This window comes from Bradyrhizobium sp. HKCCYLRH1034 (genome assembly GCF_051168375.1).
Classification (GTDB): Bacteria; Pseudomonadota; Alphaproteobacteria; order Rhizobiales; family Xanthobacteraceae; genus Bradyrhizobium.
The window spans coordinates 1-25550 of record NZ_JBNPUW010000016.1 but is presented as its reverse complement, the minus strand read 5'-3'; the positions used below and the strand labels follow the sequence as shown (position 1 = coordinate 25550).

The window sequence follows — 25550 nt, the reverse complement described above, 5'->3', positions numbered from 1 at the left end:
CGCGCGGTTGCGCCTGCGAGAGACCGAACGGAGAGATGCAATGGCCGATGATAACAATACCAAGCGCATGTCGATGATTGTCACCAAGGGCACGCTGGATTGGGCCTATCCGCCCTTTATCCTGGCCACGACAGCGGCGGCCATGGGCCTCGAAGTGACCATGTTCTTCACCTTCTACGGCTTGACGCTGCTCAAGAAGAATCTCGACCTGAAGATTTCGACGCTCGGCAATCCGGCCATGGAGATGCCGATGTTTGGAATGCACATCGGCATGCCGAATCTCGTATCCGCCATCCCCGGCGTCGACGCGGCGGCGACGACAATGATGAAGAACCTGATCAAGAAAAAGGGGGTCGCATCGATAGAGGAGTTGCGCACGATGGCCATCGAAGCCGAAGTCAAGATGATCGCCTGCCAGATGACCATGGATCTATTCGAGTACACCAAGGACGACATGATCGAGGGGCCGGTGCTCGGCGGCGCTGCGACCTACATCGAGACGGCGACCAAGAGCGACATCAACCTGTTCATTTGAATGTATCACGAAGCCAGCACCAGAAATTACGGAGAGACAGGATGGCTGACCAGGTTCTCGATGCCAAGGGACTGAACTGCCCGCTGCCGATCTTGCGCGCGAAGAAGGCACTCAAGGACGTGCCGATCGGTGGGACGCTTCAAGTGCTCGCCACCGATCCCGGCACTGTGAAGGACTTCGAGGCGTTTTGTCGCACGACCGGAAATGATCTCTTGGAATCCAAGTCGGAAGGCAAGCAGTTCGAGTTCCTGATCAGGCGAACGTCCTGACGCTACGCAATCTCTGCCACGCCGGAGTGCCTTTCGGTTTGACCGAGAGCGGAACCGCAACCAACGGAGGGGGACCGGTGCAGTCTGCGCGCTCCGCCGCCGGCGTTTCGCCGCCGTTTGCCCACGCTGCAAGGCGTACGACTGTGAAACGTCACCCTTGCGTCTTCGCTGGGGCGTCCTCGATCAGGTGGTCCGCAATGATCTCCACCAGGCTCGCGAGCCCGCCTTCCCACTTCCAGTGGGCCTTGCTCTCGTCCATGGTCAGCCGGCAGTTCGAGCATGCCGAGACCATCGTCTTTGCACCGGTCTTCTCGACCTGATCCATTTTGATCTTGAATACCTTGTGGCGAAGATCGGCAGCGCGCGCGATCGCCTGCACGCCGCCCCCGCCACCGCAGCACCAGTTGAGATTTCCGGTCGGGGTCATCTCGCGGAAGTCCTTCGCGAAATCCTGCAGGAGGAATCGCGCATCTTCGGTCGCGCCGCCACGACGGGAGATCTGACAGGGATCGTGATAGGTGATCGACTCCTCGATCGGCTTCAGCCTCAGCCTGCCGTCCCGCTTGAGTTGCGCCATGAATTCCGAAATGTGCACGACTGCGAAGGGCAGGGGGCGGCCGAGCATATTGGCGCCCGACCAGCGCAGCGCACCGAACGCGTGGCCGCACTCCGGAATCACCACCGTCTTGGCTCCCACCGCCTCGGCGGCCTCGGTGATCCGCTGAACCATGATCCTGGCGACGTCCGCCTTGCCGGCCAGATAGCCAAAATTCGTGGCTTCATAGCCCTTCGTGCTCAGCGTCCAGTCAACGCCCGCATGGTTGAGCAGCTTGGCCATGGCCACCACGGAATCGGGGTATTTCATCGTCTCGACGGACGAGAGCGTCAGCAGAATGTCGGCCTTGTCCTTGTCGAGCGCGATGGGCACGTCGTGCTCATCTTCGAGCCATTCGATACGATCGCGCAGCTTTTCGGCCGTCACGCCCAGCGGGCTTCCATGATCGCGCGAATTGTCGGCGGCCTGCAGAAGGTCCTTCGGTCCAAGTCCCGCCTTGACGAAGGCCTGCCGCGCGCCGCCCACGATGGAAGCGATGTCGATCCCCATCGGACAGATCGTGGTGCAGCGACCGCACATGGTGCAGGTATCGAACAGCAGTTCCTCCCATTCCCTGAGGTCCTCTTCCGTGACGCGGGGGGCGAAGAGCGAGAGCGGGAATTTCTGCCGGCGATAGGCCTTGGCAATCGGAAACAGCTTGTAGGCGGGCGTGTGCCGCGGATCTCCGGAGGCCTGATAGAAGTGGCAGGCTTCGGCACAGTTCCCGCAATGGACGCAGGCCTCGAGATAGCTGACCAGATGTCCCTCGGTTCGCGCCAGGAACGTTCTGCTGGCTGCTTCGACGTCGATTTCGCCGCCCATCGCCTTACCTCACCCGCAATTGTATCAGCTCTTCGCCTTCCGGATCGATCACATGCACCGCGCACGCAATGCACGGATCGAAGCTGTGTATCGTGCGCTGGATCTCGAGCGGCTGCCGAGGATCGTGGAGGGTGTGGCGATCCATCAATGCCGCTTCGTAAGGTCCGGGCTGGCCCTTGGAATCGCGCGGTCCCGCGTTCCAGGTCGAGGGCACCACGGCCTGATAATTATCGATACGCTTGTTCTTGATCACCACCCAATGCGCCAGCGCCCCACGCGGCGCTTCCATGAAGCCGACACCCTTGGCTTCGGCGGGCCAGGTTGAGGGATCCCACTTGTTCGAATTGTGGACGTTCAGATCACCCGCGCGGATGTTGGAAAGAAGACGGTCGTACCAGGTCGACATCTGGTCGACGACGATCTTGCTTTCCAGGGCGCGCGCCGCAGTGCGTCCCATGGTCGAGAACATCGCCGTCAGCGGCAGCTCGAGCTTGCCCAGCGCGTAACCGGCCAGTTCGCGCGTCGGCTCGTGACCTTTGGCATGGAGCATCAGCACGCGCGCGAGCGGGCCGACCTCCATGACATGGCTCTTCCAGCGAGGCGCCTTCAGCCAGGAATAGCTCGCACCGACATCGAGCTGCTCGAAGGGAGGCTTGGGACCGGTGTAATGCAGATTGGTCTCGCCCTCGTAGGGATGCAGGCCTTTGTCCTTGCCGGTTGCATAGTCGTACCAGGAATGGGAGACGAACTCCTGGATTTCCTCCGAATTGTTCATGTCGACGGGATGGATCGTGGTCAGGTCGCGATTGAGGATGGCGCCCGCCGGGATCAGCCAGCTGGCCGGGTCGTCCATGCCCTTTTCGGGAAAGTCGCCGTAGGTCAGAAAGTTGCCCACGCCTTCGCCGCGCGCGAACCAGTCCTTGTAGAAGGATGCGATGGCCAGCGTGTCCGGCAGATAGACCTGCTCGACAAAATCCTTCATTCGGCCGATCACGGTCTTCACCGTCTGCAGACCGTCGATGCCGATGGCGGTGCCGCCGGTGTTCAGGCTGATCGCCGACGGGGCGCCGCCGACCAGGAAATTCGGATGCGGATTCTTGCCGCCGAAGACGGTATGGAGCTGCACCACCTCGCGCTGCCAGGCGAGCGCTTCCAAATAGTGCGCGACCGCCATCAGGTTTGCTTCGGCCGGCAGCTTGAATCCGGGATGTCCCCAGAATCCGCCTGCAAAGATGCCGAGCTGGCCGCCTTCGACGAAGGCTTTCAGTCTCTTCTGCGTATCTGCGAAATAGCCCGGGCTCGACTTCGGAAAGCTCGAGATCGATTGCGCCAGTTGCGACGTCGCCGCCGGATCGGCCTTCAACGCCGACACCACGTCGACCCAGTCGAGCGCGTGCAGATGATAGAAGTGCATGACATGGTCGTGCACATATTGTGCGGCAATCATCAGGTTGCGGATGAGTTGCGCGTTCGGCGGAATGGCGTATCCCAGCGCATTCTCCACGGCACGGACGCTGGCGATGCCGTGGACCAGCGTGCACACGCCGCATATGCGCTGCGCGAAAGCCCAGGCCTCGCGCGGATCGCGTCCTTTGAGGATCAGCTCGATGCCGCGCACCATCGTGCCGGAACTGTACGCACCGGTGATGGCGCCCTGGGGATCTGTTTCCGCCTCGATCCGCAGGTGCCCTTCGATGCGCGTGATGGGATCGACCACGATGCGCTGGTTCATATCTCAACTCCCCGGCGGCTGTAGAAGATCCCGGTCTCGCTTCTGGTCAGGAAGACGAGGAAGGCATGCATGAGCTTGCCGAACGGGAACCAGATCAGGAACAGGCACACGGTCAGGATGTGCACGGACAGGAGCGTTTCATACGGCGCCCATAGGTGGCTCACCGCGATCAGCCCTGTCACGACCGGAAGGAACGTCACCAGCCAGCTGAAGTAGTCGTCAATCGTCGAAAGCAGTCTCAAGACCGGATTCGTCATCCGCCGCGCCAGCGCAGCCAGCAGCGACGCCAGCGTGAGCACCGACGCGGCCGAGATCACGCCGGTGGGCAAATTCGGCCATGAAAAGCCGAACAATCCGCGCAGGAATAGAATGTGCTGCGCCAGTCCGAACACGACGATGGCAAGGCCGACGTGAAAGACATAGCCGTTCACCGTGCTGAACAGCGACGCGCGCAGATAGGTGTTCGCGGGCCATAGGTGACGCACGAAGCCCCGGAACGCGCCAACCACGGCGTGCGGTGCACCGGCTCGCTTCGCCGATCTGTCGTTGGTCCAGGGCAGGAGCAACAGTGACGCGAGCCGCCACACCACGCCGCCCACGAATATCGCGATTGCAATCTCGATCGCGGGCCCGCGCACGAAATCCAGCAGGCTCATGGCAGGGTCTCCCTCTCCGCTCGTTGTTTGCGCCGGCGCGCCAGCCAGGCGCTGGCAATCCCGACCGCCGCGCCCGCAGCCGCGGCGCCGCCGATGATCTCCGGATCATTCAACGTGTTTGAGGAAAGCGGCTGGTAGAAGCTGCCGCGATCCCAGAAATTCGGTTCGGAACACCCCAGACAGCCGTGCCCGGACTGGATCGGGAAGGAGACGCCACCATTCCATTTCACGGTCGCGCACGCATTGTAAGTCACGGGCCCCTTGCAACCGACTTCATAGAGGCACCAGCCCTTGCGTGCTCCCTCGTCGTCGAACTGCTTGGCGAACTGCCCCTTGTCGTAGAACGGTCGGCGATAGCAGCGGTCATGAATCGTATCGCCGAAAAACGCTTTCGGCCTGCCCTTGTCGTCGAGCTCGGGAAGCTTGTTGAAAGTCACGAAATACGCAACCGTGCCAGCGATGGCTTCCGGAATGGGCGGGCAACCGGAGACATTGATCACCGGTTTGTCGGTGATGATGTCGCTGACGGCAACTGCGCCGGTGGGGTTGGGATTTGCGTGCGGGATGCCGCCAAAGGCCGCGCAGGTCCCGACTGAGATCACGGCGGCTGCATCTGCGGCCGTCTCCTTCAGCACCTCGAGGTTGGTCTTGCCGGCGTTGGTGGAGTAGACCCCGCCATCTCTCGTCGAGACTGAGCCGTCGACCACGACGACATATTTGCCCTTGTTCTCCTTCATGGCAGCGAGGCGGGCCGCTTCCGCGGCAGCACCCGACACCGCCATCAGCGTTTCGTGATAGTCGAGCGAGATGAGATTGAAGATCATGTCCTCGATGGTCGGACCGAAAGAACGCGTCAGCGATTCCGTACAGCCCGTGCATTCCTGAAATGAGAGCCAGATCACGGATTGGCGCCGCGTATTTGCCAACGCCTCCGCCATGCCCTTCGCGGCCATGGGGGGCAACGCCAGCAGGCTGGCAAGATAGGTCGTATATTTCAGCAGGGCGCGGCGGGAGACGCCCCGGCGCGTCAAGAGCTCGCCGATCGTCTGGGTTTCATGCATCTTCGGCATCCTCTGAAGAGACGCGGTCGATCAGATCTTCAGACAGTTTGTTGCTGGCCGCAGCGATGTCAGCCGCATGGCTTGTCAGGATCTCCGGGGACGCCGTGATTTCGATGCGTTCGGCGGCGAGCTTGTCCCCGGCGCCCAAATGGCGAACCCACCACACGCCGGCATAGCGCGTCTCCCAGATTTCGCTGACGCCGGCTGCGGTCAAAACGGCCTCCAGGTCACCATGGCCCAACCGCTCCTCCAATTCGCTGCGGTCCGCAACCGTGAGAGGCAGGCTGCACAGATCGATCGCCGCGCAAGCGCCGGTTTTGGCAAGCACATCGAGGTGATGGGCGATCTCGCGGAGCAGGCTGTCGATCATCCCGGTGCGGAACCCCGCTGCGGCATCCGCTTCAACTGTCATGGTGCCACCTGCTGAGTAGCGCTTTGATCTGCTGACATGCGGTGGGAATGGCCGCGCCAACCGCGGGCGTCAGCGACAGGCCCCATTGTGTGGATTCGGGTTGAACCGCGACGAGCGCCCGACGCGCCGGCTCGCAGCCGGTCAGCCGCGCCGCCGACATCAGGTCGGCAAGCGCGACCTCATGAGCCGTCCGCTTCTTTCCCGTCAGCTGCCGGTCCATCTCCGGACCTTGAAAGATTCTTACGGTGCCGGGCTTCGCGCCCAGTTCCACGGCGTCGACGGCGATGAGCGAGCCGAAATCTTCGATCTCCGAAAACAGGGACAGCCCGAGCGTCCCGCCATCCCGCAGAGCAACACGATGCGGTATCTCGCCCGCACATTCCAGTGCATCGAGGGCCCGAATGACGTGCACGCCAATGCCGTCATCGCTCAGCAGGATATTGCCGATTCCGAGCACCAGCGTGTGGGTCGCCGCGACATGCGTCCGCATAGGAGAACTCCTGCGAGATCAGGCGCCTCATATTCTATGCAGCGAATATGATGCTCTTATCTTGATCCACGTCAAATCGAGTTCATCGATCGGGCTATGATCTAGCACCCAAGTAATTGCGTGGAACCGACATGTGCCTTGGCATCCCGATGCGGGTCGTGGAGTGTGACGGAGTCATGGCGCGATGCGAGGCCAAAGGCATCGAGCGCATGGTGAGTCTGTTTTTGCTTCAGCATGAAACGATCGATCCCGGCGATCACGTCGTGGTTCATGTCGGTTACGCCATCCGGAAGATGTCAGAAGCCGAAGCGTCGAGTGCATGGGATCTCTTCGACGAACTGCTTGCGGCGGAAGACGCAATGCGCGGCAATGCATGAACGCGCCATGCGGGCCGCCTGCGTCAGCCGGACTAACGTAAGGGGACGCCGTCAGCGATCGAAGCCGCGCTGCTCGATCGGGCGTTTCATGCCGCGCGCATGGTCGCTCCGAAGCACGACGACGTGCATTTGCATGCCACGATGGCATGGACTCCGCGGACCGTTGGCCTCGATCGTCGCGGCGCGGTTCAGGGCATCCGCTTCGGGCTGGCTTTCTGCGAGGCCTCAGGCAAGCGGCTGGTGCGCTGATCAGGTAATGACGAAGCATCGATCGATTTCAGAAGCAGACAGCCAGGCCGGCCATCTTGAACGACTTTGTTCTCCAGGGTGGCTTCGCGAGCGTATGCCCTCAAGCCGAGATCATCGGAAAAGTTGGAGCTGCTCTTACCGAAACGCCGCAACGAATCGCCACGAATCGGGTGAAACGAGCGTGCGCTTGCTACCCTGGCCCAGCGTAGCCGGATTCGACGAGGTGTTTTCCACATGACAGCGCGATCTCCACGCGAGGCGCCGCTTGCGCGACGAACCGGAACAGCATGGCGGCACGCCAATGTCGGCCGGCTGCTCAACAATGCGGTGCGCAGGTTCGAATCCCGGGTCCTCCAATTGATGGCCGAGGGCGGTCATGGCGGGACGCGGATCGCCCATGTCAGCCTCACCCGCAATCTCGACGTCGAGGGCACCCGGCTGACCGAGCTCGCGCGGCGGGCCTCGATGAGCAAGCAGGCGATGGGCGAGCTGGTCGATCAATGCGTCGAGCTGGGTCTGGTGTCGCGCGAGGCCGATCCGAGCGACCGGCGCGCCCGACTGGTCCGCTTCACGCCGGCCGGACTGAAATGGCTGGAGGCGTTTGGCGACGCCGTCGATGTGGCCGAAGCCGAGATGCGCAAGGAGCTCGGCAAGGCCGTGATGGACGCGATCCTGCAAGGGCTGTCGGCCTACGGCGCCCGCTTCGATACGCTCGACGACACCAGATAGTCAGGTTGCTTGACTATTTTGCCGGGCGCGGTAGCCTTCCTCCGTTGCGAGGAGAAGCGCCGTGATCGAACGTCTGAGCGCCTCGGTGCTGATCGTGGGCGGCGGTCCGTGCGGGCTGATGCTGGCCAACGAGCTTGGCCGCCGCGGCGTGTCCGCAATCCTGGTCGACGAGAAGCCGGGAACGGCCTTCAACCCGCAGGCCAACGCGACGCAGGCGCGGACGATGGAGCATTTCCGCCGGCTCGGCTTCGCCGACGAGGTCCGGCGCGCCGGCCTGCCCGCGGATTACCCGACCGACGTCGCCTATTTCACGCGCTACACGGCGCATGAGCTGGCACGTTTTCAATTGCCGTCCGCAGCACGCGCGACGGAACTGGTGAAGGGTCTGTCCGGCTCATGGAGCGCAGCAGAGCTGCCGCACCGGGTGTCGCAGAAATTCGTCGAGGCGATCCTGCGTAGGCACGCGGCGCAGCTTGCGGGCATTCAGTTGCGCTACGGACATCGGTTGATCGGCTACGTCGCGGATGACGGCGGCATTGCCGCCGACGTCGAGCGTGTCAGCGACGGCGCGCGCTGCGAGGTCGCGGCTGAATTCCTGATCGGCGCCGACGGTCCGCGCTCCCCGGTGCGACAATCGCTCGGGATCTCCTACGGCGGAACGACGGGAATACGGCGCGATTTCATGGGCGGCCGCATGCTCGCGGTCTATCTCCGCTCGCCGGAGTTCTACGCCAGTGTCCCGCATGCGCGGGCCTGGATGTATGTCTGCTTCAATCGAGACCGCCGCGCCTTCATGGCCGCAGTGAACGGACGCGACGAGTTTGCCTTCCACACCCAGCTGCGGCCCGGCGAGGACGAAAGCGCGATCACTGCCGATGATGCAAGGACAGCGTTCCAGCGCGCCTGCGGTGCGCCCATTCCCTGCGAGGTGCTTTCGCACCTCACCTGGACCGCGGGTCATGCGCTGGTCGCCGAGCGCCTGCAGCGCGGCCGGGTCTTCCTTGGCGGCGATGCGGCGCATCTGTTCACGCCGACCGGCGGACTCGGCTACAACACCGCGATCGAGGACGCGGTCAATCTGGGCTGGAAGCTCGCGAGCGTCGTCAAGGGAACGAGCCCCGTCTCGCTGCTCGACAGCTACGAGGCCGAGCGCCGTCCGGTGGCGCTGCGCAACACCGGCTACGCGCGCGGCTTTGCGGATTCGCTCGGCCTGTTTGCCGCGGTGCCCGAGATCGAGGACGCGACCGCGGCCGGCGACGAGGCACGGCGCATCGCCAGCGCCTATCTCGATCAGCATGCGCGCGCCGAGTTCAACATCCCCGGCGTCACCTTCGGCGGCCGCTATGATGGCTCACCGATCATCGTCCCCGATGGCACCCGGCCGCCGCCGGATGCGGCCAACGCCTACGTGCCGAGCGCCTGTCCCGGCGGCCGCGCGCCGCACGCCTGGCTGGAGCAAGGTATCTCGCTGTACGACCGCTTCGGCTTCGAATGGACGCTGCTGCGGTGTGAGGGCAGCGACGTCGATGAGGATCAACTCCGTGAGGCCATGGGGCCGCTGCGTGCCGACGTCGAGATCGTCACCTTGCCGCGGGCCTTGCGCGATCTCTACGAGGCCGACCTCGCGTTGATCCGTCCCGATCAGATCGTGGCGTGGCGCGGGAGCGCGGCGCAGGCCGGCCTGCTTCGACGCGTGCTGGCTCGGGCGCTCGGAGGAGATGCACGTTCTCACTGAGAGCTGTCTAGCGCGGGTCCGATACCGAGAAGTCATCGACGTCGTGCTGCAGGGGCGTGCCGCAGCATTTGGAACCCGCCGCGTAGTTGCGCGCGGAAGCATTCTGCAGGGCCGCCACGCGGGGCTTAGGAACGATCGTCGGGCGAGGCTCTTGCCGTCGGAACGATCAGGAGCCAACCCCTCGGAGATCAACGATGAGCAGGATGATCCACAACCATCAGACGAAAGCGATCCGAATTGCCATGGCCGCCTCTGCCGTGACCGTGTTGGTGGCCGGCGGCGCGGTCGCCGCTCCGAAAGGTCAGTCGCCCGCCAAGGATCAGCATTTCATGACCGAGGCGATCGAGGGCGACATGTCCGAGGTGAACATGGGCAAGCTGGCGCAGCAGAAGGGGCAGAGCGATCAGGTCAAGCAGTTCGGGCAGGCCTTGCAGCAGGACCATAGCGAGCATCTGCAGAAGGCGCAGCAGCTTGCGAGCCAGAACGGGATGAAGGTGCCGTCCGAGCCGAGCAAGAAGCAGAAGGCGATCTACAACCGGCTGGAAGGCATGTCCGGCGGTCGGTTCGACCAGGCGTTCGCGCAGGCGATGGTTCGCGATCACCAGGAGGATATCAAGAAGTATCAGAAGCAGGCCGCGGCAAACTCACCGCTGTCGGACTTCGCCCAGCAGACCGTGCCGGTGCTGCAGAAGCACCTCGACATGGCGAAATCATTGGCGAAATGACATGGGCCAGAGCGACCACGATGCCTCAGCCTTGTCCGGGCGTCGTGATCGCCAATGATCGCGCCATCTGAAGAACAAGTTTGCCGACCACGAGGCCAATGCAACGCTGGCTGAGACGCTGGCGAAGCAGCCTCGCAAGATGGCCGAGCCGGGACCGGCGGAAAATCGCACGTCGGCACTGCGTGTTCGGCATCGGAGTGTCGTCCGCCCCAGCATTGCCCGACCTTCGTCCGGCTGCTAGCGTTCTCCCATGAGGCACGGGCAAGCGATAAGACGATGACCGACGTGATGACCGAATCGGAAAAGGCGCAGCAGATCGTGGCTGCGCTGAGGGCGGCGGAGGCGAGCCCGCCGGAAGCGGCACTGCAGACGTTGAACGGCCTGATGGGCCTCGTCCGCAGCCCGAGCGCGGAGCAGCCGCTCGAGGTGGAGGAGGCGCGCTCCGCGGCCTTCATGTCGATCTGCGAGGTCGGCAAGGCACTGCATCGCGGGCAGCCGACGGAGGCGCTGTGGCCGACGGCGCTGTCGGCCAGCGAACGCTGGCTGGCGCTTGCCAAGTGAGCAAGGGCGAGTGAGGACGAGCCAGACCGGTGCGGACCGCATGAGTTGGCGTGCCATGGCGCCAAGCGATCTTGCTGACGTCGATGGAATCGCAGCCCGCGTGCACCCGAACTATCCCGAGGACAAGAGTGTTTTCGCGGAGCGTCTGCGTCTCCACCCTGATGGATGCCGCGTGCTGCGTGGGACCGGCGCCGGCATCGCCGGCTATGTGCTCAGCCATCCCTGGCATCTCGGCCGGCCGCCGGCCTTGAACCGGCTGATCGGAAGCATTCCGTCGGCTGCATCGACCTACTACATCCACGATCTCGCCTTGCTGCCCGCGGTTCGCGGCAGCGGCTCGGCGACCGTGATCGTCGAGGAACTGATCCGACACGCGCGTGCGCTCGGCCTGGAGTCGCTGTCGCTGATCGCCGTCAACGGCTCGACGCCATTCTGGGAGAGGCAAGGATTTGTGGTCGACAAGGCGGCCGCCGCGGATCCGACCGGCAGCTATGGCAGCGACGCGAACCTGATGATCCTGCGGCTCGCCTAAATTGCGCGAGCGTCTTTCGCAGCGGGGGTACAATGCGTAGCGGCCCGGCGATGGGTCGGGCCGCTCGCTGTTCTTGACGTGCTCTATTCCGGCATCGACATCGGCCGCCGCCACATGTCGCGCCGCCGGCTGAAGCGATTGGCGTGCAGCATCCATCCGGTGACAGGCTTGCCGTCGCGGTGACGGCCACCGCTCTCCGCAGCCGCCCAGGCGGCGACGGCGCCGAGCAGCAGCGCGGTGGCCACCGAGAACGCCAGGATGACGGTGCCGGCGCGCGTGCGCGAGATCGCGGTCTTGGCTTCTGCGATCACGCTGTCCACCCGCCGCTCGGCATCGGGAGCAGCGAGACCGGTCGTGCCGCTGACGAGCTGCACGAGATAGCTGCGATCCTCCGGGCTGACGCCATTGTGGCTCGACGCCGTGAGCAGGATGCGGCCGGCCTCGCCGCGTGCGGGGGCGAGATCCGGGCTGGGTGCTCGCCGGGGCGCGCGGAACAGATGGTCGAGCTCATAGCTCAGGATCGATGGTTCATTGGCCGTCGCCGGCGCAGTCAGCGGATTGGTCCGCGTCGCCGCGGACGCGCCGAGCACGGCCAGGGTAGCGCCGAGCACGACTGCCAGCGCCCAGGCTGAGACGCCATGCAGGCCGTCGCGCTTTTCGATCTCTTCGCTTTCGGCAAGCCCGTGCGTTGCGCGCAAGCGACCCGCCATGTAGCCGCCGCAGCCGAAGCTGATCAGCGCCTGCAGCACCAGATAGAGGCCGGACAGGAGCCAGAGCGCCACCGAGGCGTCGCGCCATGTCGGCGCGGTGGAGCTGACACCGAGGCCGACCGACATGGCAAAGCTGATCAGGATCGAAGAGACCGCGGCGGCGGTTAGGGCTCCTGCAACGACCGGCGTCCATTGCAGGGTCCAGCTATCGGCCGTCGCGCTTGAAAGGGGTGATGTGACGACCGGCGCAGTTTCCATGGCCATGATGTCGTCTCAGCGCAGACCGAAGAACGACAGAACGGCCATGATGACCACGATCAATCCCACGAGATAAATCAGTCCGTCCATGATGGTCCTCCTCCGGTTCGACATTGGTCGCCGTATAAGCAACAGCGAGGCGCAATGTTCCGTGCACGTATCAGCGGAGGAGGAGAGAACGCGTGGCCGCCGGCCTCAGATGGGACTTGCCGCAACAGCTAACGGATCATGAGCCAAAGGATCATGGTGCCGTTGCGCGATGCAATAGAGCAGGGCCAGGGGGGCGTGGCGGCCAGAGATGTCGCCGCCAGCCATGTTTCAATTGTTGCCAGGTTTGGATGGATCGCGCGGCTCATTCCCCGCGCGAGGGCTGACGCAATGACCCGCGGTCAATAGCGTGGGTCGTAGCCGCGCTGCCGGGCATAGGCGTAAGCGGGGTTGATGCCGCAGCCCGCATCGGTCCCCGAGGCCGCCGCCTGGCACTGACGATAGGTGGAGAACTGACAGTTGCCCGGATAGCCCCACATCCTGCCCTGCAGGCAGAAGCGGTCTTGCGCGGCGGAAGCCGGTGAGATCGCGGCGAAGCTCGCGAGGACGGCGGTGGTAGACAGCGAGGCAAATAACAGGCGGCGCATGCGTTTATCCTTGCGTTGAAAAGTACTATTGCAACGCGAGGGGGCGCAGGCCCGTTCCTCGCGCGCAACATCAACTGTTTTGTGTCGGCGGCGCAGCGACGCGTTCACAGGCCGACGAAATTGTCTGGATGTTGGCGCTTGCCCGAGTTGGCCTTTTGAAGATCAGAGGACTCCACCGTTGCGGAGCTTGGCAACGCGCGTCATGGCGTGATGCCGGAACATTCGTCCACCGCTCCGGTTGCTTTTGGCCGCTGGTGATGGACCGATCCCATGTTTCGCCGATCCAAGACGTCAGACGCCGCACATCGCGACTCTTCGAGCGTTTTCGCGAGCCGCCCGCGCGCACCTGGCACCGGCGGGATGCTGGCTCTGCTCGGGTTCGCGTTCCTGATCCACTATTTCGATCAGCGGCCCGAACAGACGGAACGCTCGGGAGGCGCGAGCCGGTCCGGCGCTGGACACGGCCGGCTGGCGCGTGCGCCCGCGGAGATTCCCGCGCGCGGCTGGAAGGACGTCCTGTTCCGGGTCTATGAAAACGTCACCGAGCACAGGATCGTCGCGCTCGCCGCAGGCATGACGTTCTACACTCTGCTGGCGATCTTTCCGGCGCTGGCCGCGTTGGTGGCGATCTACGGCCTGTTCTCCGATCCGGCCAAAATCACCGGACATCTGGAACAGTTGCAGGGCGTGATGCCCGGCGGCGCCATCGACATCGCGCGCGACCAGTTGACGCGCGTCTCTGCCAACGGCCGTCAGGCGCTGGGCATCACCTTCCTCGTCAGCCTCGCGATCTCGCTGTGGAGCGCCAATGCGGCGATGAAGTCGCTGTTCGACACACTCAACATCGTCTATCGCGAGCCCGAGAGGCGCGGCTTCATCAAGCTGAACGCGATTTCGCTGCTGTTCACCGGCGGCGCGATCCTGTTCGCGCTGCTTGCGATCGGCGCCGTCGTCGTGCTCCCGGTGCTGCTGAACTATCTCGGCATGTCCGGGGCCGGCGACCTGGTGCTGCGGATCGGCCGCTGGCCGGCGATCTTCATCTGCGTCGCGCTCGGACTGGCCCTGATCTATCGCTACGGGCCGGACCGCGAGGAGCCCAGATGGCGCTGGATCAGTTGGGGCAGCGCGCTGGCGGCGGCGCTGTGGCTCGCGGGCTCGGCGCTGTTTTCCTGGTATGCGGCGAATTTCGGCAGCTTCAACGCGACCTACGGCTCGCTCGGCGCCGCCATCGGCTTCATGACCTGGATCTGGATCTCCGCCATCGTGATCCTGATCGGTGCCGAGCTCGATGCCGAATTGGAGCATCAGACCCGGCGCGACACCACCACCGGCGCCGCACAGCCACTTGGCACCCGCGGCGCCACGATGGCTGACACGGTGGGCCGTGGGAGCTGATCTGCCGTCGGCTGAGAATGCAGGTGCGATCGGCTCGGCCGTGCGAGATGCCGCACGGGCATCGCAACGCACGGGGCCCGCGCCACGGCGATCTCGTGGAACCGCCCGCCTGAGACGGAACCGGGGAACCCGAGGCGGATCCGCCGTGTTCCTATCGGGTCGTCGCGAAGCCCCGAATTGTCGGGTTCGCTGCGGCGTCGTCTCGATTGTCACGACGGAGCTTATGCATGACGGAGCAGCCTGTTCGCGGAAGCGACGAGGGTGGGCCCAGGGATCTGCCGCGCATTTCCACCGGAAGTGAAGGCCTCGACGACATTCTCGGCGGCGGCTTCGATCCCAATCGCCTGTATCTGTATGAAGGCCGTCCCGGCACCGGGAAGACCACCATCGCGCTGCAGTTCCTGCTCAAGGGCGCAAGTTGTGGCGAGCGTGTGCTGTACATCACGCTGTCGGAAACCCGGCGCGAGCTGGAGGTCGTGGCGCGGCGCCATGGCTGGTCGCTCGCCGGCGTCGACATGTTCGAGCTGGTGCCGCCGGAAACGACGCTCGACCCTGAGCGCGAGCTCACCGTGTTCCATCCGGCGGAGGTGGAGCTCAGCGAGACCACCGGTCTGATGTTCAACGAGGTCGAGCGCATCAATCCCAGCCGTGTTGTGATCGACAGCCTGTCGGAGCTTCGGCTGCTGGCCCAGAGCCCGCTGCGCTATCGCCGCCAGGTGCTCGCGCTGAAGCACTTCTTCACCAAGCGCAACTGTACCGTCGTCCTGCTCGACGACCTGTCATCCTCGCAGGACGACCTGCAGCTCCACTCGGTTGCGCATGGTGTCGTGATGCTGGAGCAGCTCGCGATCGAATATGGCGCGGAGCGCCGCCGGCTGCGCGTGATCAAGATGCGCGGCATCTCGTTCCGGGGCGGCTTCCATGATTTCACGATCGCCTCGGGCGGGCTCAGGATCTTTCCGCGCCTGGTCGCCGCGGAGCATCACCGATCCTTCGCCGGCGATTTCACCTCGAGCGGCAACGCCGAGCTCGATCAGCTCCTGGGCGGCGGGCTGGAGCGCGGCACCAATGCGCTTCTCATCGGTGGGGCCGGTGTCGGCAAATCCTCGGTGGCGCTGATCTACGCGATCGCGGCGGCCCAGCGCGGCGAGCACGCCGTCTTCTTCGCGTTCGACGAGGGCCGCGGCACCGTGGAAGCCCGTGCCCGGACGCTCGGCCTGCCGCTCGAGCGCCATATGGAATCCGGGCGCATCCATTTCCAGCAGATCGACCCGGCCGAGCTGTCGCCGGGCGAATTCGGCGCCATCGTTCGGCAGAGCGTCGAGCAGGACGGCGCCCGCCTGATCGTCATCGACAGTCTCAACGGCTATCTCAACGCGATGCCCGACGAGCGCTTTCTCATCCTGCAGATGCATGAGCTGCTGACCTATCTCGGCCAGCAGGGTGTGCTGACCATCCTCGTGCTCGCGCAGCACGGTCTGGTCGGGCCGATGGATACGCCGCTGGACATCAGCTATCTCAGCGATGCCGTGCTGATGCTGCGCTATTTCGAGGTGGGAGGGGCGGTGCGACGCGCATTGTCGGTGGTCAAGAAGCGCAGCGGTCACCACGAGCACAGCATCCGCGAGTTTCGCCTGAGCAGCTCCGGCATCACCCTCGGCCCGCCGCTCAGGGAATTCAGCGGAATATTTTCCGGCAATCCGCGCTTCACCGGAACGGACATCCCCGACATGGACGTGCGGGATGGGCATTGAGCGAGATCACCGCGTCCTCGTCTTCGCGCCGATCGGGCGGGACGGGCCGGCATCGGCAGAGCTGCTCCGCAGTGCAAGAATCGAGACGACCGTCTGCTCTGACCTCACGCAGCTGCTCAGTGAGTTGAGCGCAGGCGTGGGCACGGTCTTCGTGGCCGAGGAAGGGTTGTTCGCAAAGGACACCGCCGCCCTCACGCAATGGGTCGAGCGGCAGCCGGCCTGGTCCGATTTGCCCTTCATCGTGCTCACGAGTCACCGCGAGCAGAGTGCCGTCGTCACGTGGCGGCGCAATCTGGTAAGCGCGCTGCGCAATGTCTCGCTGCTCGAACGGCCGATTCAGCCGATCACGCTCACCAGCGCCGTTCAATCCGCGCTGCGGGCGCGACGTCGTCAATACGAGATTCGCGCTCTCATCCAGGCGCGCGAGCAGGCGGCGCAGCAGCTCGAGCAACTCGTCGTCGAGCGGACGCGGGCCCTCGCGGAGTCGAACGAGCATCTTCGCATCGAGATGGCCGAGCGCGCGCGGGTCGAGGAGACCCTGCGCCAGACGCAGAAGATCGAGGCCATCGGCCGGCTGACCGGCGGCGTCGCGCACGACTTCAACAATCTGCTGATGGTGATCTCCGGCGGGCTCGACATGCTCGACCGCCAGAGCGATCCGGCGCGGCGTCGCCGCCTGATGGACGGCATGATCCAGGCGGCGCAGCGGGGCGCCAGCCTGACCCGCCAGTTGCTCGCGTTCTCGCGCCGGCAGGAGCTGCGGCCCGAGCCGGTCGACATCGCCCGCCAGATCGGCGGCATGCGCGAGCTGCTCGACCGCAGCCTGCGCGGCGACGTGCACGTCGAGTTCGATTTCCCCGAGGCGCTCTGGCCCGTCGAGGTCGACCCTGGCGAGCTCGAGCTCGTCGTGCTGAATCTCGCCGTCAACGCTCGCGACGCGATGCCGACCGGCGGCACGATCGTGGTTCGGGCCGAGAACCTCCGCAATGTGCAAGACGATCAGATCGCCGGCGACTACGTCCGCCTGTCGGTGATCGACACCGGCACCGGCATGACGGAGGAGGTTCGCGTCCGGGTGTTCGAGCCGTTCTTCACGACCAAGGACGTCGGCAAAGGGTCCGGCCTCGGGCTGGCCCAGGTCTATGGATTCGTCACCCAGTCACGCGGCACTGTCCGCATCGACTCCGAGCCGGGCAAGGGGACGACGATTGCCCTCTACCTTCCGAGGTCAGAGCACGCGGCGTCCAGGGAGCCGCACCATCTCCTCGATCTGCAGCGGCCCCAGGCCCGCCGGCGCAACGAAGGCCGTGTGCTGCTGGTCGAGGATGACGATGAGGTCGCTGCGCTCGTCGGCGAGATGCTCCGCCAGCTCGGCTATGAGGTGACCCGGGCCTCCAGCGCCGCCGCGGCGCTCGGTGCGCTGGCCGACGGACGAGCCGTCGATCTCGTGTTCTCCGACGTCATGATGCCGGGGGGCATGAACGGTGTCGAGCTGGCGCGCGAGATTCAGAAACGGCGCGGCGACATGCCGATCCTGCTGACCAGCGGCTATTCGGGCGCTGCCGTTCACGCCGCCAAGGAGGCGGGCGTCCGCATCCTGTCGAAGCCATATCGCATCGACGAACTGGCGACCGCACTCGATGCGGTGAAGATGGACCACGTCTGGTCGCAGGCGCGCATCTCGTGATACGGGGGCTGATAGGGAGCTGCTGCTAGCGAGCTGCGGTCTTGGACCTCTCCGGTTCACGATCAGCCGCGCTCGATCACCACCGAAACCGTGACATGCCCGACCTCGCCGTCATCGGAGCTGACCTTGAGGCTGACGTTCGTGGAGGAGGGATCGAGCCGGTCGCGCGCGATTGCAAGCGCGGTGTCCGCCGTCTGCATCAGCACCGTCTCGACATCATCGAGATCGACGCCATCGCCGCGCATTTCGCCAGGACTTGTCACATAGAAGCGCATCTCGTTCGTCCTGATCTGCCGTCACCCGAAGGCGGGAGCCGTCGATCTGGTGGAGATATGCGGGATCAAACCCTCCAGCAGTCACGACCATCTCAAAATCGAACATGGTGACAACGTTCCTGCGGATGTCCGCAACACCCTGACTGCGGACCTCCTGAGGCACCCGGTTCACATGCACCGTGCTGAGACCGAGGGCTTCGGCGAGCGCAGCATCTTAATCGGGAACTGATCCTCGTTGTCGGCGACGAGACCGACCTCCGCCAGGCGTTGCCGCAGCTCGGCGACGAGACGCGCCTCGCGTGCCGCTGCCGAGCGAACGCCGAGGTGCCGCGATGTCGATGGTGTTCAGCTCGTGCCGTCGCAACCGGCCGATCAGGATCGTCATGGGATGCCTGACCCGTTCGCGATGGCGAAGCTCGAGACCATCGGCTTGAGGCCGGGTCTGCAGGACCGGAGGCGAACATCGAAAACGGCCGAATGCGAGATTTGTTCCTCGCGGATCAGTTTTTTGCCGGCAGCCAGCCGCGACCGAACCGGTACTCACCGCCGGTCGTCCATCCAATTGACAGATCCGCAGGCGGCACAATTGAACAGACGCGCCGCTTCGCCGGTTCGCGGGTTCAGGATGCTCTGAACCGCGCGCGCCGGTTGGCCGCAGCCGCGGCAGCGCGCCGGCTCGGTCCGACCGCTGTGGGAGTCACTGCTCTGATCCGACACGTCTGCCATGGCTGCCCCGAAACGGACGAGAGCGGGCGGTGGATCAGGTCGACCGCGCACGCCGGTCTGAGATGGGAGTGGGGGCGCCCGACGCTGGCCTTTTCCGGTCGATCCGCGGTTCCCCGGCACCCGGCCGCGCTGCGATGACCTGCCGAGAAAATAGATGGCTTCGGTGTCGGGCCGCCGAGCCTTGCATCGTCCTCTGCGAAGGACACGGAGGATTCCAGACATGACCCCCAGAATAGTCACCGCGGACGAATGGACCGAAGCGCATCGCGCCCACCTCGCCCAGGAGAAGGCCTTCATCAGGCAGCGCGATGCGCTGGCTGCCGCCCGCCGGGCGCTGCCGTGGGTGCGGGTCGAGAAGGACTACGTCTTCCAGGCGGGGGACGGACCCGTCAGCCTGGGCGATCTGTTTCAGGGACGGAGCCAGCTGATCGTCTATCATTTCATGATGGCGCCGGGCGATCCGCACCGCTGTCCCGGCTGCTCGTTTCTGTGCGACCACATCGACGGCGCCAACCAGCACCTCCGCCACCACGACGTCAGCCTGGTCGTCGTGTCGCGTGCGCCGCTCGCCGAGATCGCGCCGTTCAAGGCGCGCATGGGCTGGGCGTTCGACTGGGTGTCATCCGAGGGCAGTGATTTCAACTTCGACTTTCAGGTCTCGTTCTCGGACGAGCAGATCGCGACGGGCAAGGCCGCCTACAATTTCTCACCCTTGACGAGCAGGTCGCCCGAGCTCCCGGGCCTGACCGTGTTCACCAAGGACGACGCCGGCAACATCTTCTGCACGTTCCAGGTCCGCTCCCGCGGCGGCGATCCCCTGATCGGCGCCTATCACTATCTCGATCTCACGCCCAAGGGCCGCAACGAGACCGGCCGCGGCAACCTCTCCGATTGGGTGCGCCTGCACGATGAATATGAGGAAAGCGGCGCGCGAGACTGTCATTGCGGCCGGTAGATCGAAACGAGCAGGGCGGATCAGCGCAGCGTGATCCGCGGCGCCGTCAATGCCGCCATGCGGACACAGGAAATCGTGAAGGGTCCTCATAGGATCGATGCCCGGTCGGCGGACTTGTCGCGCGTGATGACGCATTCGAGGAGGCTTCCATGCGCCGAGCCATGTTGCGACTGACGATATCAGCCCTGGTTTTTGCCTGCGGCACCGCCGCCGCTCTGGCGCAAAGCCAGACCACGCCGGATCAGCAGAAGATGCCGCCTGCGATGGCCCCGGGAACCGGCTCGCCGATTGGCGGCATGATGGGCGGCGGCATGATGGGGCATATGCCCGGCCCGATGGGACGCGGCGGGATGGGCGGCGGCGTCATGGGCCCGGCATTGATGCGCATGGTGTTCGCACTTGTCGACGCCGACGGCGACGGCACGATCTCGCTGCAGGAATTCCAGGCGGCGCATGAGCGCATCTTCAAGGCCATGGACAGCAACAAGGACGGCAAGTTGACCCCGGAAGAGATGCAGGCGTTCATGCACGGGCCGCAATGACCGGCGTCAAACCGGCGTGATGGCCGGGCCTGCGCTGGCGCGAGTCCGGCAAGTGCGGCCATTTCGCTGATCTCGATCAAGTGCCCGCCGCACGGACGCGCAACAGTGCCGCCGTCAGATCCGATCGCCGCGTGCGACGAACTGCGTCGACGCGGCGGCAGACCAGCCGGAAAAGAGGCGAGCATGACCTACTATTTTGCCAAAGCGGTCAATCTATCGTTCGACGCGGCGATCGAGCGGGTGACGGCCGAGCTGAAGGCACGCGGCTTTGGCGTTCTGACCCGCATCGATGTGCAGGCGACGCTGCGCGAGAAGATCGGCGCCGACTTTCGGCCCTACACCATCCTGGGCGCCTGCAATCCGAAGCTGGCGCATGAAGCATTGCAGGCGGAGAGCCGGATCGGCACCATGCTTCCCTGCAATGTCATCGTCCAGGAGATCGGCGGGAGGGTCGAGGTCGCCGCCGTGAATCCCGTCGCCTCGATGCAGGCCATCGAGAACGCGGCGCTCGCGACGCTCGCCACAAAGGTTTCTGACGCCTTGAAAGCGGTGGTCGAGGCGGTCTAGCTCTGCCGTCCAACGGGACCACCGCTGATCGGAGGATCGCCGGCCCAGGTGCATGACGACACCAGGGATGATGGACCGCGGTGATCGCATGCTTCCGCAGCAGAGCTGCGGCAGGCATGCGATCGACCGACTTGACGCCCCACGATCTCCGCGCCACGCGCCCGATTGTCGACGCTCCGGGGGCCGCAGCGCAGCTTCCGCGCGACGTTATTGTATGTCGGACGTCATGTCACAGCGGTAGAACTACGGAAAAGCCGGAATTCTCAACGCGCTTTAACGAGAGTGGAACAAGTTGCATCAATTTTTGCGCAGACATGTCGCCGGGCGCGCGGGACGATCGTCGTCGCCGCCGACCATCTGCAAACGAACTATTCATCTGGAGGTTATCTTGTTGTTTCGATCGAACAGCCGCTCGGACGCGGAAGCACAGCTTGCAGCAATCAGTCGCGCGATGGCCGTGATCGAATTCCAGCTCGACGGCACGATCATCACCGCGAACAAGAACTTCCTGAACGCACTCGGCTATCAGCTAGAGGAAATCCAGGGCAGGCATCACAGCATGTTCGTGGAGCCTTCCGAACGCGACGGTGCCGCCTACCGCGAGTTCTGGGCGGCGCTGAGCCGCGGCGAGCTCAAGGCCGCCGAGTTCAAGCGCATCGGCAAGGGCGGTCGCGAAATCTGGATCGAAGCGTCCTATAATCCCGTCCTCGACAGCGCCGGCAAGCCGGTGAAGGTCGTCAAGTTCGCGACCGACATCACCGAGAAGAAGCTGCGCAGCATGGCCGACGGCTCCAAGCTTGCCGCCATCGATCGCGCGCAGGCCATGATCGAATTCAAGCTCGACGGCACCATCGTCAGTGCCAACAAGAATTTCCTGGATGCGCTGGGCTATCGCCTCGACGAGATCCAGGGCAAGCATCACAGCATGTTCGTCGAACCCGCGCTGCGCGACAGCGCGGCCTACCGCGAGTTCTGGGCAGCTCTCAATCGCGGCGAATATCAGGGCGGCGAATACAAGCGCATCGGCAAGGGCGGCAAGGAAGTGTGGATCCTCGCCACCTACAATCCGGTGCTCGATGCGACGGGCAGGCCAATCGGGGTCGTCAAGTTCGCAACCGATGTCACCGCGCAGAAGCTGACGAACGCCGACCTCGCCGGCCAGATCGAGGCCATCGGCAAGTCCCAGGCCGTGATCGAGTTCAACATGGACGGTACGGTCATCACCGCGAACGACAATTTCCTGCATGCGCTCGGCTACACGCTGGCCGAGATCCGGGGCAAGCATCACAGCATGTTCGTCGAACCGTCCGAGCGGGAGAGCGCCGCCTACCGCGACTTCTGGGCCAGCCTGAACCGTGGTCAGTACCAGTCGGCCGAATACAAGCGCATCGGCAAGGGCGGCCGGGAGGTCTATATCCAGGCCTCCTACAATCCGATCCTCGACCTCAACGGCAAGCCGTTCAAGGTGGTCAAATACGCGACCGACGTCACCCGGCAGGTCTTCGTTCGCATGGGCAACGAGCGCGTGCGCGCCATGATGGAATCGGTGGCGGCGGGCGCGGAGGAGCTCAACGCGTCCGTGCGGGAGATTTCCGAAGCCATGACGAAGTCGCGCGAGACCGCCATGGGCGCGGTGGACCGTGTCACCTCAGCCGACGCGCAGGCGCAGCGGCTCTCCGATGCCGCTCAGTCGATGAGCGGCATCGTCGAGATGATCCACAACATCACCGGCCAGATCAATCTGCTGGCGCTGAATGCCACCATCGAGTCCGCCAGGGCCGGCGAAGCTGGCAGGGGCTTTGCCGTCGTTGCCTCCGAGGTCAAGAACCTTGCCACCCAGGCAAAGACCGCCACCGACAAGATCGCGACCGAGATCGACAGTCTCAACAATATTTCCGGGGGCGTCGTCACGTCTCTCGGCTCGATCAAGCAGGCGATCCAGAACGTCAGCGAGTATGTGACGTCGACGGCCGCCGCCGTCGAGGAGCAGAGCACCGTCACGAGCGAGATGTCGTCCAGCATGGCGCGCGCCGCGGCCGAGGCTCAGGCGCTGGCCGAGCGCGCCGCGGCTTGAGGTCGGATCGGAAAGCACCGATCGCGCGGCGGCCTGTCAATCCAGGCCGCCGCGTGGTTGCAGGCAATGCCGCCGCCCCGCACGTCATGCGCCTGTCGTCTTCGCCGAATTCCACCTTTCTCATCGGGGCGACCCGTGGCTGATATCCTCGCATTTCCCGCCCGGGCCTCGTTGCGTATCATCGGCGCGAAAGCAGAACGGCTGCGCGATGCGGTGGTCACCGGCGAGGTCGGACGGCTGCGGCGCGAATTGGAGGCTTGGCGAAGCGCGGTCGACAATCTGGACCGGTGCATCAGGTCGGATCCGGCCCTCGCACCGCTTGCGGCCGAGTGCGACAAGATCCGCGACCTGATCTCCGTCACCGCGGGCAAGCTTGAAACATTGCTGTAAAACCGGCCGCCCCAGGGGTCGCGAGGAGTCGTGGTCAGGCTGGGACCGGCTGCTCCGGGCAGTTCGTCAGGCGAGCCGGCGCGCCCACGGCGGTGCAGCCCGACGGCACATCGGTGGTGACGACGGCACCGGCGCCGATCTTGGCAAAATCACCGATCGCGACGTCGCCCAGCACGGTCGCGCCCGAGGCGAGCAGCACGCCGCGGCCGATCCGCGGGGCGCGGCCGGGCAGCGCGTCGTGTCGTCCGATCGTAACGTTCTGCAGAATGGTGACGTCGTGGCCAATGCTGCTGTGGGCGCCAATGACGATGCCGGTGGCATGATCGAGAAACACCGCGGTCCCGAGCCGCGCCGAGGGATGGATGCTCACCTGCAGGGATGTTGACGAGTCCGCCTGCATCAGGAGCGCCAGGTCGGGTTGCCCGTTGCTCCAGAGCCAGTGCGCGACGCGATGCGCCTGCAGCGCGACGTAGCCTTTGTAGTTCAGCAGCGGCGGCAGCAGCGCCGTCGTCGCTGGATCCTGCGCCGCGATCGCCCCGAGGTCGCGACCCGCCGCCTCGACGAGCTCAGGCGCGGCGGCATACGCCTCGCGCGCGACCGCGGCAAATCGGGCGCGCGCGGCATCGCCGCTGCCGAGGCGGATGCCAATCTGCTGCGCGACGGCGCTGCCGAGATCAGAATGATCGAGGATTGCAGCCGACAGGGCGCGGCTGAACACGGGATCGGCCGCGGCGATGGGCCGGGCCTCGTGCTGGATCGACGACCAGAGCTCGGGACTGGATGGGTGTGTGTCGGCCATGGCAAAGCCTGCTCGATAACAGGTGACGGCGACAATATAGCCTGACCTGCGCGTTGCAGAAACCTGGACGACGCCTCGCGGGCGTCGTCATCCGATGTGGCCGGCGACGATCCACGCCGAAGGTCGCAGTCCGTTCAGTTCTGCGCCGTCCGCGCCGCTGCGGCGGCGACGCCCGCACCGATTAGAAGGGTGCCGCCCGCCTTGTTGAAGATGCTGATCACCTTCGCGCTCCGTACGAGCGCGCGGGCGCGCGAGGCGATCAGCGCATAGCCGACGGCATTGGCGAAGGCGAGCACGACGAAGGTCGATTCGAACACGACCATCTGCGTGAGGAAGCTGCCGTTCGGACTGAGGAACTGCGGCAAGAACGCGACGAAGAAGGTGATGCTCTTCGGGTTCAGCGCCGTGACGATCCAGGCGTGACCGAGCATTTTCAGCGCCGAGGTCCTGTCGGTCCGCGGCACGGCGTTCAGCGCGCCGCCGGCCTGCCACAGCTTGATCCCGAGCCAGACGAGATAGGCCGCGCCGATCCATTTCAGCACGGTGAACAGCAGCGCCGACGTGGCCAGCAACGCACCGACGCCCAGCATGGACAAGGTCATGGCGGTGAAGTCGCCCAGCGCGACGCCGAGGGCCGTCGGCAGCGCGGTTCGCCACCCCTGGCCCAGCGCATAGGAGACCACCAGCAGAACCGTCGGCCCCGGGATCACCAGGAGGATGATGGACGTTCCCGCAAACGCGAACAAAGTCTCGATCGTCATGCTGATCGTCTCTCGCGAGGACATATGCGACGTTGGTATATCGAGGCGGATAGGGCCGCAATGATCTTTGTTGCGAGAGCCGCTTCGCCGTTTTCCTCGACGATCACAATCCGTCTGCCAACGCAAGACGTGTCATGAACGACCTTCGATCACTGCGGCGCTCCAAAAAAAGCGCTTTCGCTTTTCCAGAAAATGTGCTCTACTGCATCCATCCTGCTTCGCCACGAGGGGCGTATCGCGATCGTCACGACACGTGAGGCGGGGAGGCGATGGCCGCTTGCCTGTCGCAGCGTGCTTGCACGCGGACGAACGGCGGGCTTGCGGACGTGAAGTCGTGTGGTCCTGGCGCCGCGACGCTGGCGCCAAGCCGTCGGGCGATGATCCCGAGGCGACGGTGGCTAAACAGCCGTACACCGGGGAGATCACGATATAAGCGTGAAGACCATCGCGCGGGGAATGCCGGGAGGTGGATTCAATTGGTCGTCGCAACACTCGATGAGGAGGTTGCGATGGGCATTCGAAAGAAACGGTCAACGCGGAGC

At 64.7% G+C, this 25550-nt stretch carries 27 protein-coding genes and 1 pseudogene; 17 read left to right on the top strand and 11 right to left on the bottom strand.

Annotated features, from left to right (window positions below):
• The first annotated feature begins 7 nt into the window (after positions 1 to 7).
• Both dsrE2 and ACQR0W_RS28960 read left to right on the top strand, forming a co-directional pair.
• The gene (dsrE2, locus tag ACQR0W_RS28965) at positions 8 to 535 is read left to right on the top strand and encodes a sulfur carrier protein DsrE2 (protein ID WP_315828043.1); all 528 of its coding nucleotides are present in this window, start codon (positions 8 to 10) and stop codon (positions 533 to 535) included.
• 41 nt (positions 536 to 576) lie between these two features.
• Positions 577 to 804: a sulfurtransferase TusA family protein gene (locus tag ACQR0W_RS28960; RefSeq protein ID WP_316171960.1), complete on the top strand. Its 228-nt coding sequence runs from the start codon at positions 577 to 579 to the stop codon at positions 802 to 804.
• Positions 805 to 955: 151 nt separating this feature from the next.
• Here the strand turns inward: ACQR0W_RS28960 and ACQR0W_RS28955 are convergent, their stop codons facing one another.
• From ACQR0W_RS28955 to ACQR0W_RS28930, 6 genes are read right to left on the bottom strand one after another with little or no spacing between them, the layout of a single operon-like run.
• Positions 956 to 2221, bottom strand: coding sequence for a (Fe-S)-binding protein (locus ACQR0W_RS28955; protein WP_315828044.1), 1266 nt, complete (start codon positions 2219 to 2221; stop codon positions 956 to 958).
• Positions 2222 to 2225: 4 nt separating this feature from the next.
• On the bottom strand, positions 2226 to 3953 hold the full coding sequence (locus ACQR0W_RS28950) for a nickel-dependent hydrogenase large subunit (protein WP_316164215.1): 1728 nt from the start codon (positions 3951 to 3953) through the stop codon (positions 2226 to 2228).
• Complete coding sequence (locus ACQR0W_RS28945) at positions 3950 to 4609, bottom strand: hypothetical protein (protein WP_316187355.1); 660 nt, start codon at positions 4607 to 4609, stop codon at positions 3950 to 3952. The genes ACQR0W_RS28950 and ACQR0W_RS28945 overlap by 4 nt, the downstream gene beginning before the upstream one ends.
• Positions 4606 to 5679, bottom strand: coding sequence for a hydrogenase small subunit (locus ACQR0W_RS28940; RefSeq protein ID WP_316187356.1), 1074 nt, complete (start codon positions 5677 to 5679; stop codon positions 4606 to 4608). The genes ACQR0W_RS28945 and ACQR0W_RS28940 overlap by 4 nt, the downstream gene beginning before the upstream one ends.
• Complete coding sequence (locus tag ACQR0W_RS28935) at positions 5663 to 6082, bottom strand: hydrogenase expression/formation C-terminal domain-containing protein (RefSeq protein WP_316171956.1); 420 nt, start codon at positions 6080 to 6082, stop codon at positions 5663 to 5665. Before ACQR0W_RS28935 ends, ACQR0W_RS28940 begins: the two co-directional genes overlap by 17 nt.
• Positions 6072 to 6572 carry a HyaD/HybD family hydrogenase maturation endopeptidase gene (locus ACQR0W_RS28930; protein ID WP_316171955.1) on the bottom strand — a complete coding sequence of 167 codons (501 nt, stop codon included), beginning with the start codon at positions 6570 to 6572 and terminating at the stop codon, positions 6072 to 6074. The genes ACQR0W_RS28935 and ACQR0W_RS28930 overlap by 11 nt, the downstream gene beginning before the upstream one ends.
• A gap of 131 nt (positions 6573 to 6703) precedes the next feature.
• Here ACQR0W_RS28930 and ACQR0W_RS28925 point away from each other — a divergent pair, with 131 nt between their 5' ends.
• The 7 genes and pseudogenes from ACQR0W_RS28925 (at position 6704) to ACQR0W_RS28895 (ending at position 11480) form a co-directional block, all read left to right on the top strand.
• Entirely contained in the window at positions 6704 to 6949 is a 246-nt protein-coding gene (locus tag ACQR0W_RS28925; RefSeq protein WP_315752106.1) for a HypC/HybG/HupF family hydrogenase formation chaperone, read from the top strand.
• 180 nt (positions 6950 to 7129) lie between these two features.
• Positions 7130 to 7195, top strand: a pseudogene (locus tag ACQR0W_RS28920) (adenosine-specific kinase); the annotation flags it as partial.
• Positions 7196 to 7432: 237 nt separating this feature from the next.
• On the top strand, positions 7433 to 7927 hold the full coding sequence (locus ACQR0W_RS28915; protein ID WP_316171954.1) for a MarR family winged helix-turn-helix transcriptional regulator: 495 nt from the start codon (positions 7433 to 7435) through the stop codon (positions 7925 to 7927).
• Positions 7928 to 7988: 61 nt separating this feature from the next.
• Entirely contained in the window at positions 7989 to 9662 is a 1674-nt protein-coding gene (locus ACQR0W_RS28910; RefSeq protein WP_316171953.1) for an FAD-dependent oxidoreductase, read from the top strand.
• A 194-nt stretch (positions 9663 to 9856) separates the two neighbouring features.
• Positions 9857 to 10387 (top strand): DUF4142 domain-containing protein, encoded by a 531-nt coding sequence (locus ACQR0W_RS28905; protein ID WP_409999281.1) that lies wholly within the window; start codon positions 9857 to 9859, stop codon positions 10385 to 10387.
• A 288-nt stretch (positions 10388 to 10675) separates the two neighbouring features.
• Positions 10676 to 10948, top strand: coding sequence for a hypothetical protein (locus ACQR0W_RS28900; protein WP_315715796.1), 273 nt, complete (start codon positions 10676 to 10678; stop codon positions 10946 to 10948).
• Positions 10949 to 10988: 40 nt separating this feature from the next.
• Positions 10989 to 11480, top strand: coding sequence for a GNAT family N-acetyltransferase (locus ACQR0W_RS28895; RefSeq protein WP_316171952.1), 492 nt, complete (start codon positions 10989 to 10991; stop codon positions 11478 to 11480).
• A gap of 83 nt (positions 11481 to 11563) precedes the next feature.
• Here ACQR0W_RS28895 and ACQR0W_RS28890 read toward each other — a convergent pair whose 3' ends face one another.
• Both ACQR0W_RS28890 and ACQR0W_RS28885 read right to left on the bottom strand, forming a co-directional pair.
• Positions 11564 to 12454 carry a hypothetical protein gene (locus ACQR0W_RS28890; RefSeq protein WP_316171951.1) on the bottom strand — a complete coding sequence of 297 codons (891 nt, stop codon included), beginning with the start codon at positions 12452 to 12454 and terminating at the stop codon, positions 11564 to 11566.
• A 383-nt stretch (positions 12455 to 12837) separates the two neighbouring features.
• Positions 12838 to 13083 (bottom strand): DUF3551 domain-containing protein, encoded by a 246-nt coding sequence (locus tag ACQR0W_RS28885; RefSeq protein ID WP_316171950.1) that lies wholly within the window; start codon positions 13081 to 13083, stop codon positions 12838 to 12840.
• A gap of 360 nt (positions 13084 to 13443) precedes the next feature.
• Between ACQR0W_RS28885 and ACQR0W_RS28880 the strand changes: the two genes are divergently transcribed.
• The 3 genes from ACQR0W_RS28880 to ACQR0W_RS28870 all read left to right on the top strand — a co-directional run bounded on the left by ACQR0W_RS28880 (position 13444) and on the right by ACQR0W_RS28870 (position 17919).
• Positions 13444 to 14478 carry a YihY/virulence factor BrkB family protein gene (locus ACQR0W_RS28880; RefSeq protein WP_316171949.1) on the top strand — a complete coding sequence of 345 codons (1035 nt, stop codon included), beginning with the start codon at positions 13444 to 13446 and terminating at the stop codon, positions 14476 to 14478.
• 227 nt (positions 14479 to 14705) lie between these two features.
• Positions 14706 to 16232 (top strand): ATPase domain-containing protein, encoded by a 1527-nt coding sequence (locus ACQR0W_RS28875; protein WP_316171948.1) that lies wholly within the window; start codon positions 14706 to 14708, stop codon positions 16230 to 16232.
• Positions 16222 to 17919: a response regulator gene (locus ACQR0W_RS28870; protein WP_316171947.1), complete on the top strand. Its 1698-nt coding sequence runs from the start codon at positions 16222 to 16224 to the stop codon at positions 17917 to 17919. Before ACQR0W_RS28875 ends, ACQR0W_RS28870 begins: the two co-directional genes overlap by 11 nt.
• 62 nt (positions 17920 to 17981) lie before the next feature.
• Here ACQR0W_RS28870 and ACQR0W_RS28865 read toward each other — a convergent pair whose 3' ends face one another.
• Positions 17982 to 18194, bottom strand: a complete 213-nt coding sequence (locus ACQR0W_RS28865) for a hypothetical protein (RefSeq protein WP_316171946.1) — start codon at positions 18192 to 18194, stop codon at positions 17982 to 17984.
• A 946-nt stretch (positions 18195 to 19140) separates the two neighbouring features.
• On the opposite strand from ACQR0W_RS28865, the gene ACQR0W_RS28860 reads away from it, so the two are divergent.
• The 5 genes from ACQR0W_RS28860 to ACQR0W_RS28840 all read left to right on the top strand — a co-directional run bounded on the left by ACQR0W_RS28860 (position 19141) and on the right by ACQR0W_RS28840 (position 23448).
• Positions 19141 to 19875, top strand: coding sequence for a DUF899 domain-containing protein (locus tag ACQR0W_RS28860; protein WP_316171945.1), 735 nt, complete (start codon positions 19141 to 19143; stop codon positions 19873 to 19875).
• Positions 19876 to 20024: 149 nt separating this feature from the next.
• Entirely contained in the window at positions 20025 to 20417 is a 393-nt protein-coding gene (locus ACQR0W_RS28855) for an EF-hand domain-containing protein (protein WP_316171944.1), read from the top strand.
• 183 nt (positions 20418 to 20600) lie between these two features.
• Positions 20601 to 20984, top strand: a complete 384-nt coding sequence (locus ACQR0W_RS28850) for a DUF302 domain-containing protein (RefSeq protein WP_316171943.1) — start codon at positions 20601 to 20603, stop codon at positions 20982 to 20984.
• Positions 20985 to 21435: 451 nt separating this feature from the next.
• The gene (locus ACQR0W_RS28845; RefSeq protein WP_315715483.1) at positions 21436 to 23058 is read left to right on the top strand and encodes a methyl-accepting chemotaxis protein; all 1623 of its coding nucleotides are present in this window, start codon (positions 21436 to 21438) and stop codon (positions 23056 to 23058) included.
• Between the two features lie 171 nt (positions 23059 to 23229).
• On the top strand, positions 23230 to 23448 hold the full coding sequence (locus tag ACQR0W_RS28840; RefSeq protein ID WP_316171942.1) for a hypothetical protein: 219 nt from the start codon (positions 23230 to 23232) through the stop codon (positions 23446 to 23448).
• A 34-nt stretch (positions 23449 to 23482) separates the two neighbouring features.
• Here ACQR0W_RS28840 and ACQR0W_RS28835 read toward each other — a convergent pair whose 3' ends face one another.
• Together ACQR0W_RS28835 and ACQR0W_RS28830 are read right to left on the bottom strand one after the other, a co-directional pair.
• Positions 23483 to 24247, bottom strand: coding sequence for a serine O-acetyltransferase (locus ACQR0W_RS28835; RefSeq protein WP_316171941.1), 765 nt, complete (start codon positions 24245 to 24247; stop codon positions 23483 to 23485).
• Between the two features lie 134 nt (positions 24248 to 24381).
• On the bottom strand, positions 24382 to 25008 hold the full coding sequence (locus ACQR0W_RS28830) for a LysE family translocator (protein WP_316171940.1): 627 nt from the start codon (positions 25006 to 25008) through the stop codon (positions 24382 to 24384).
• Positions 25009 to 25550: the final 542 nt, after the last annotated feature.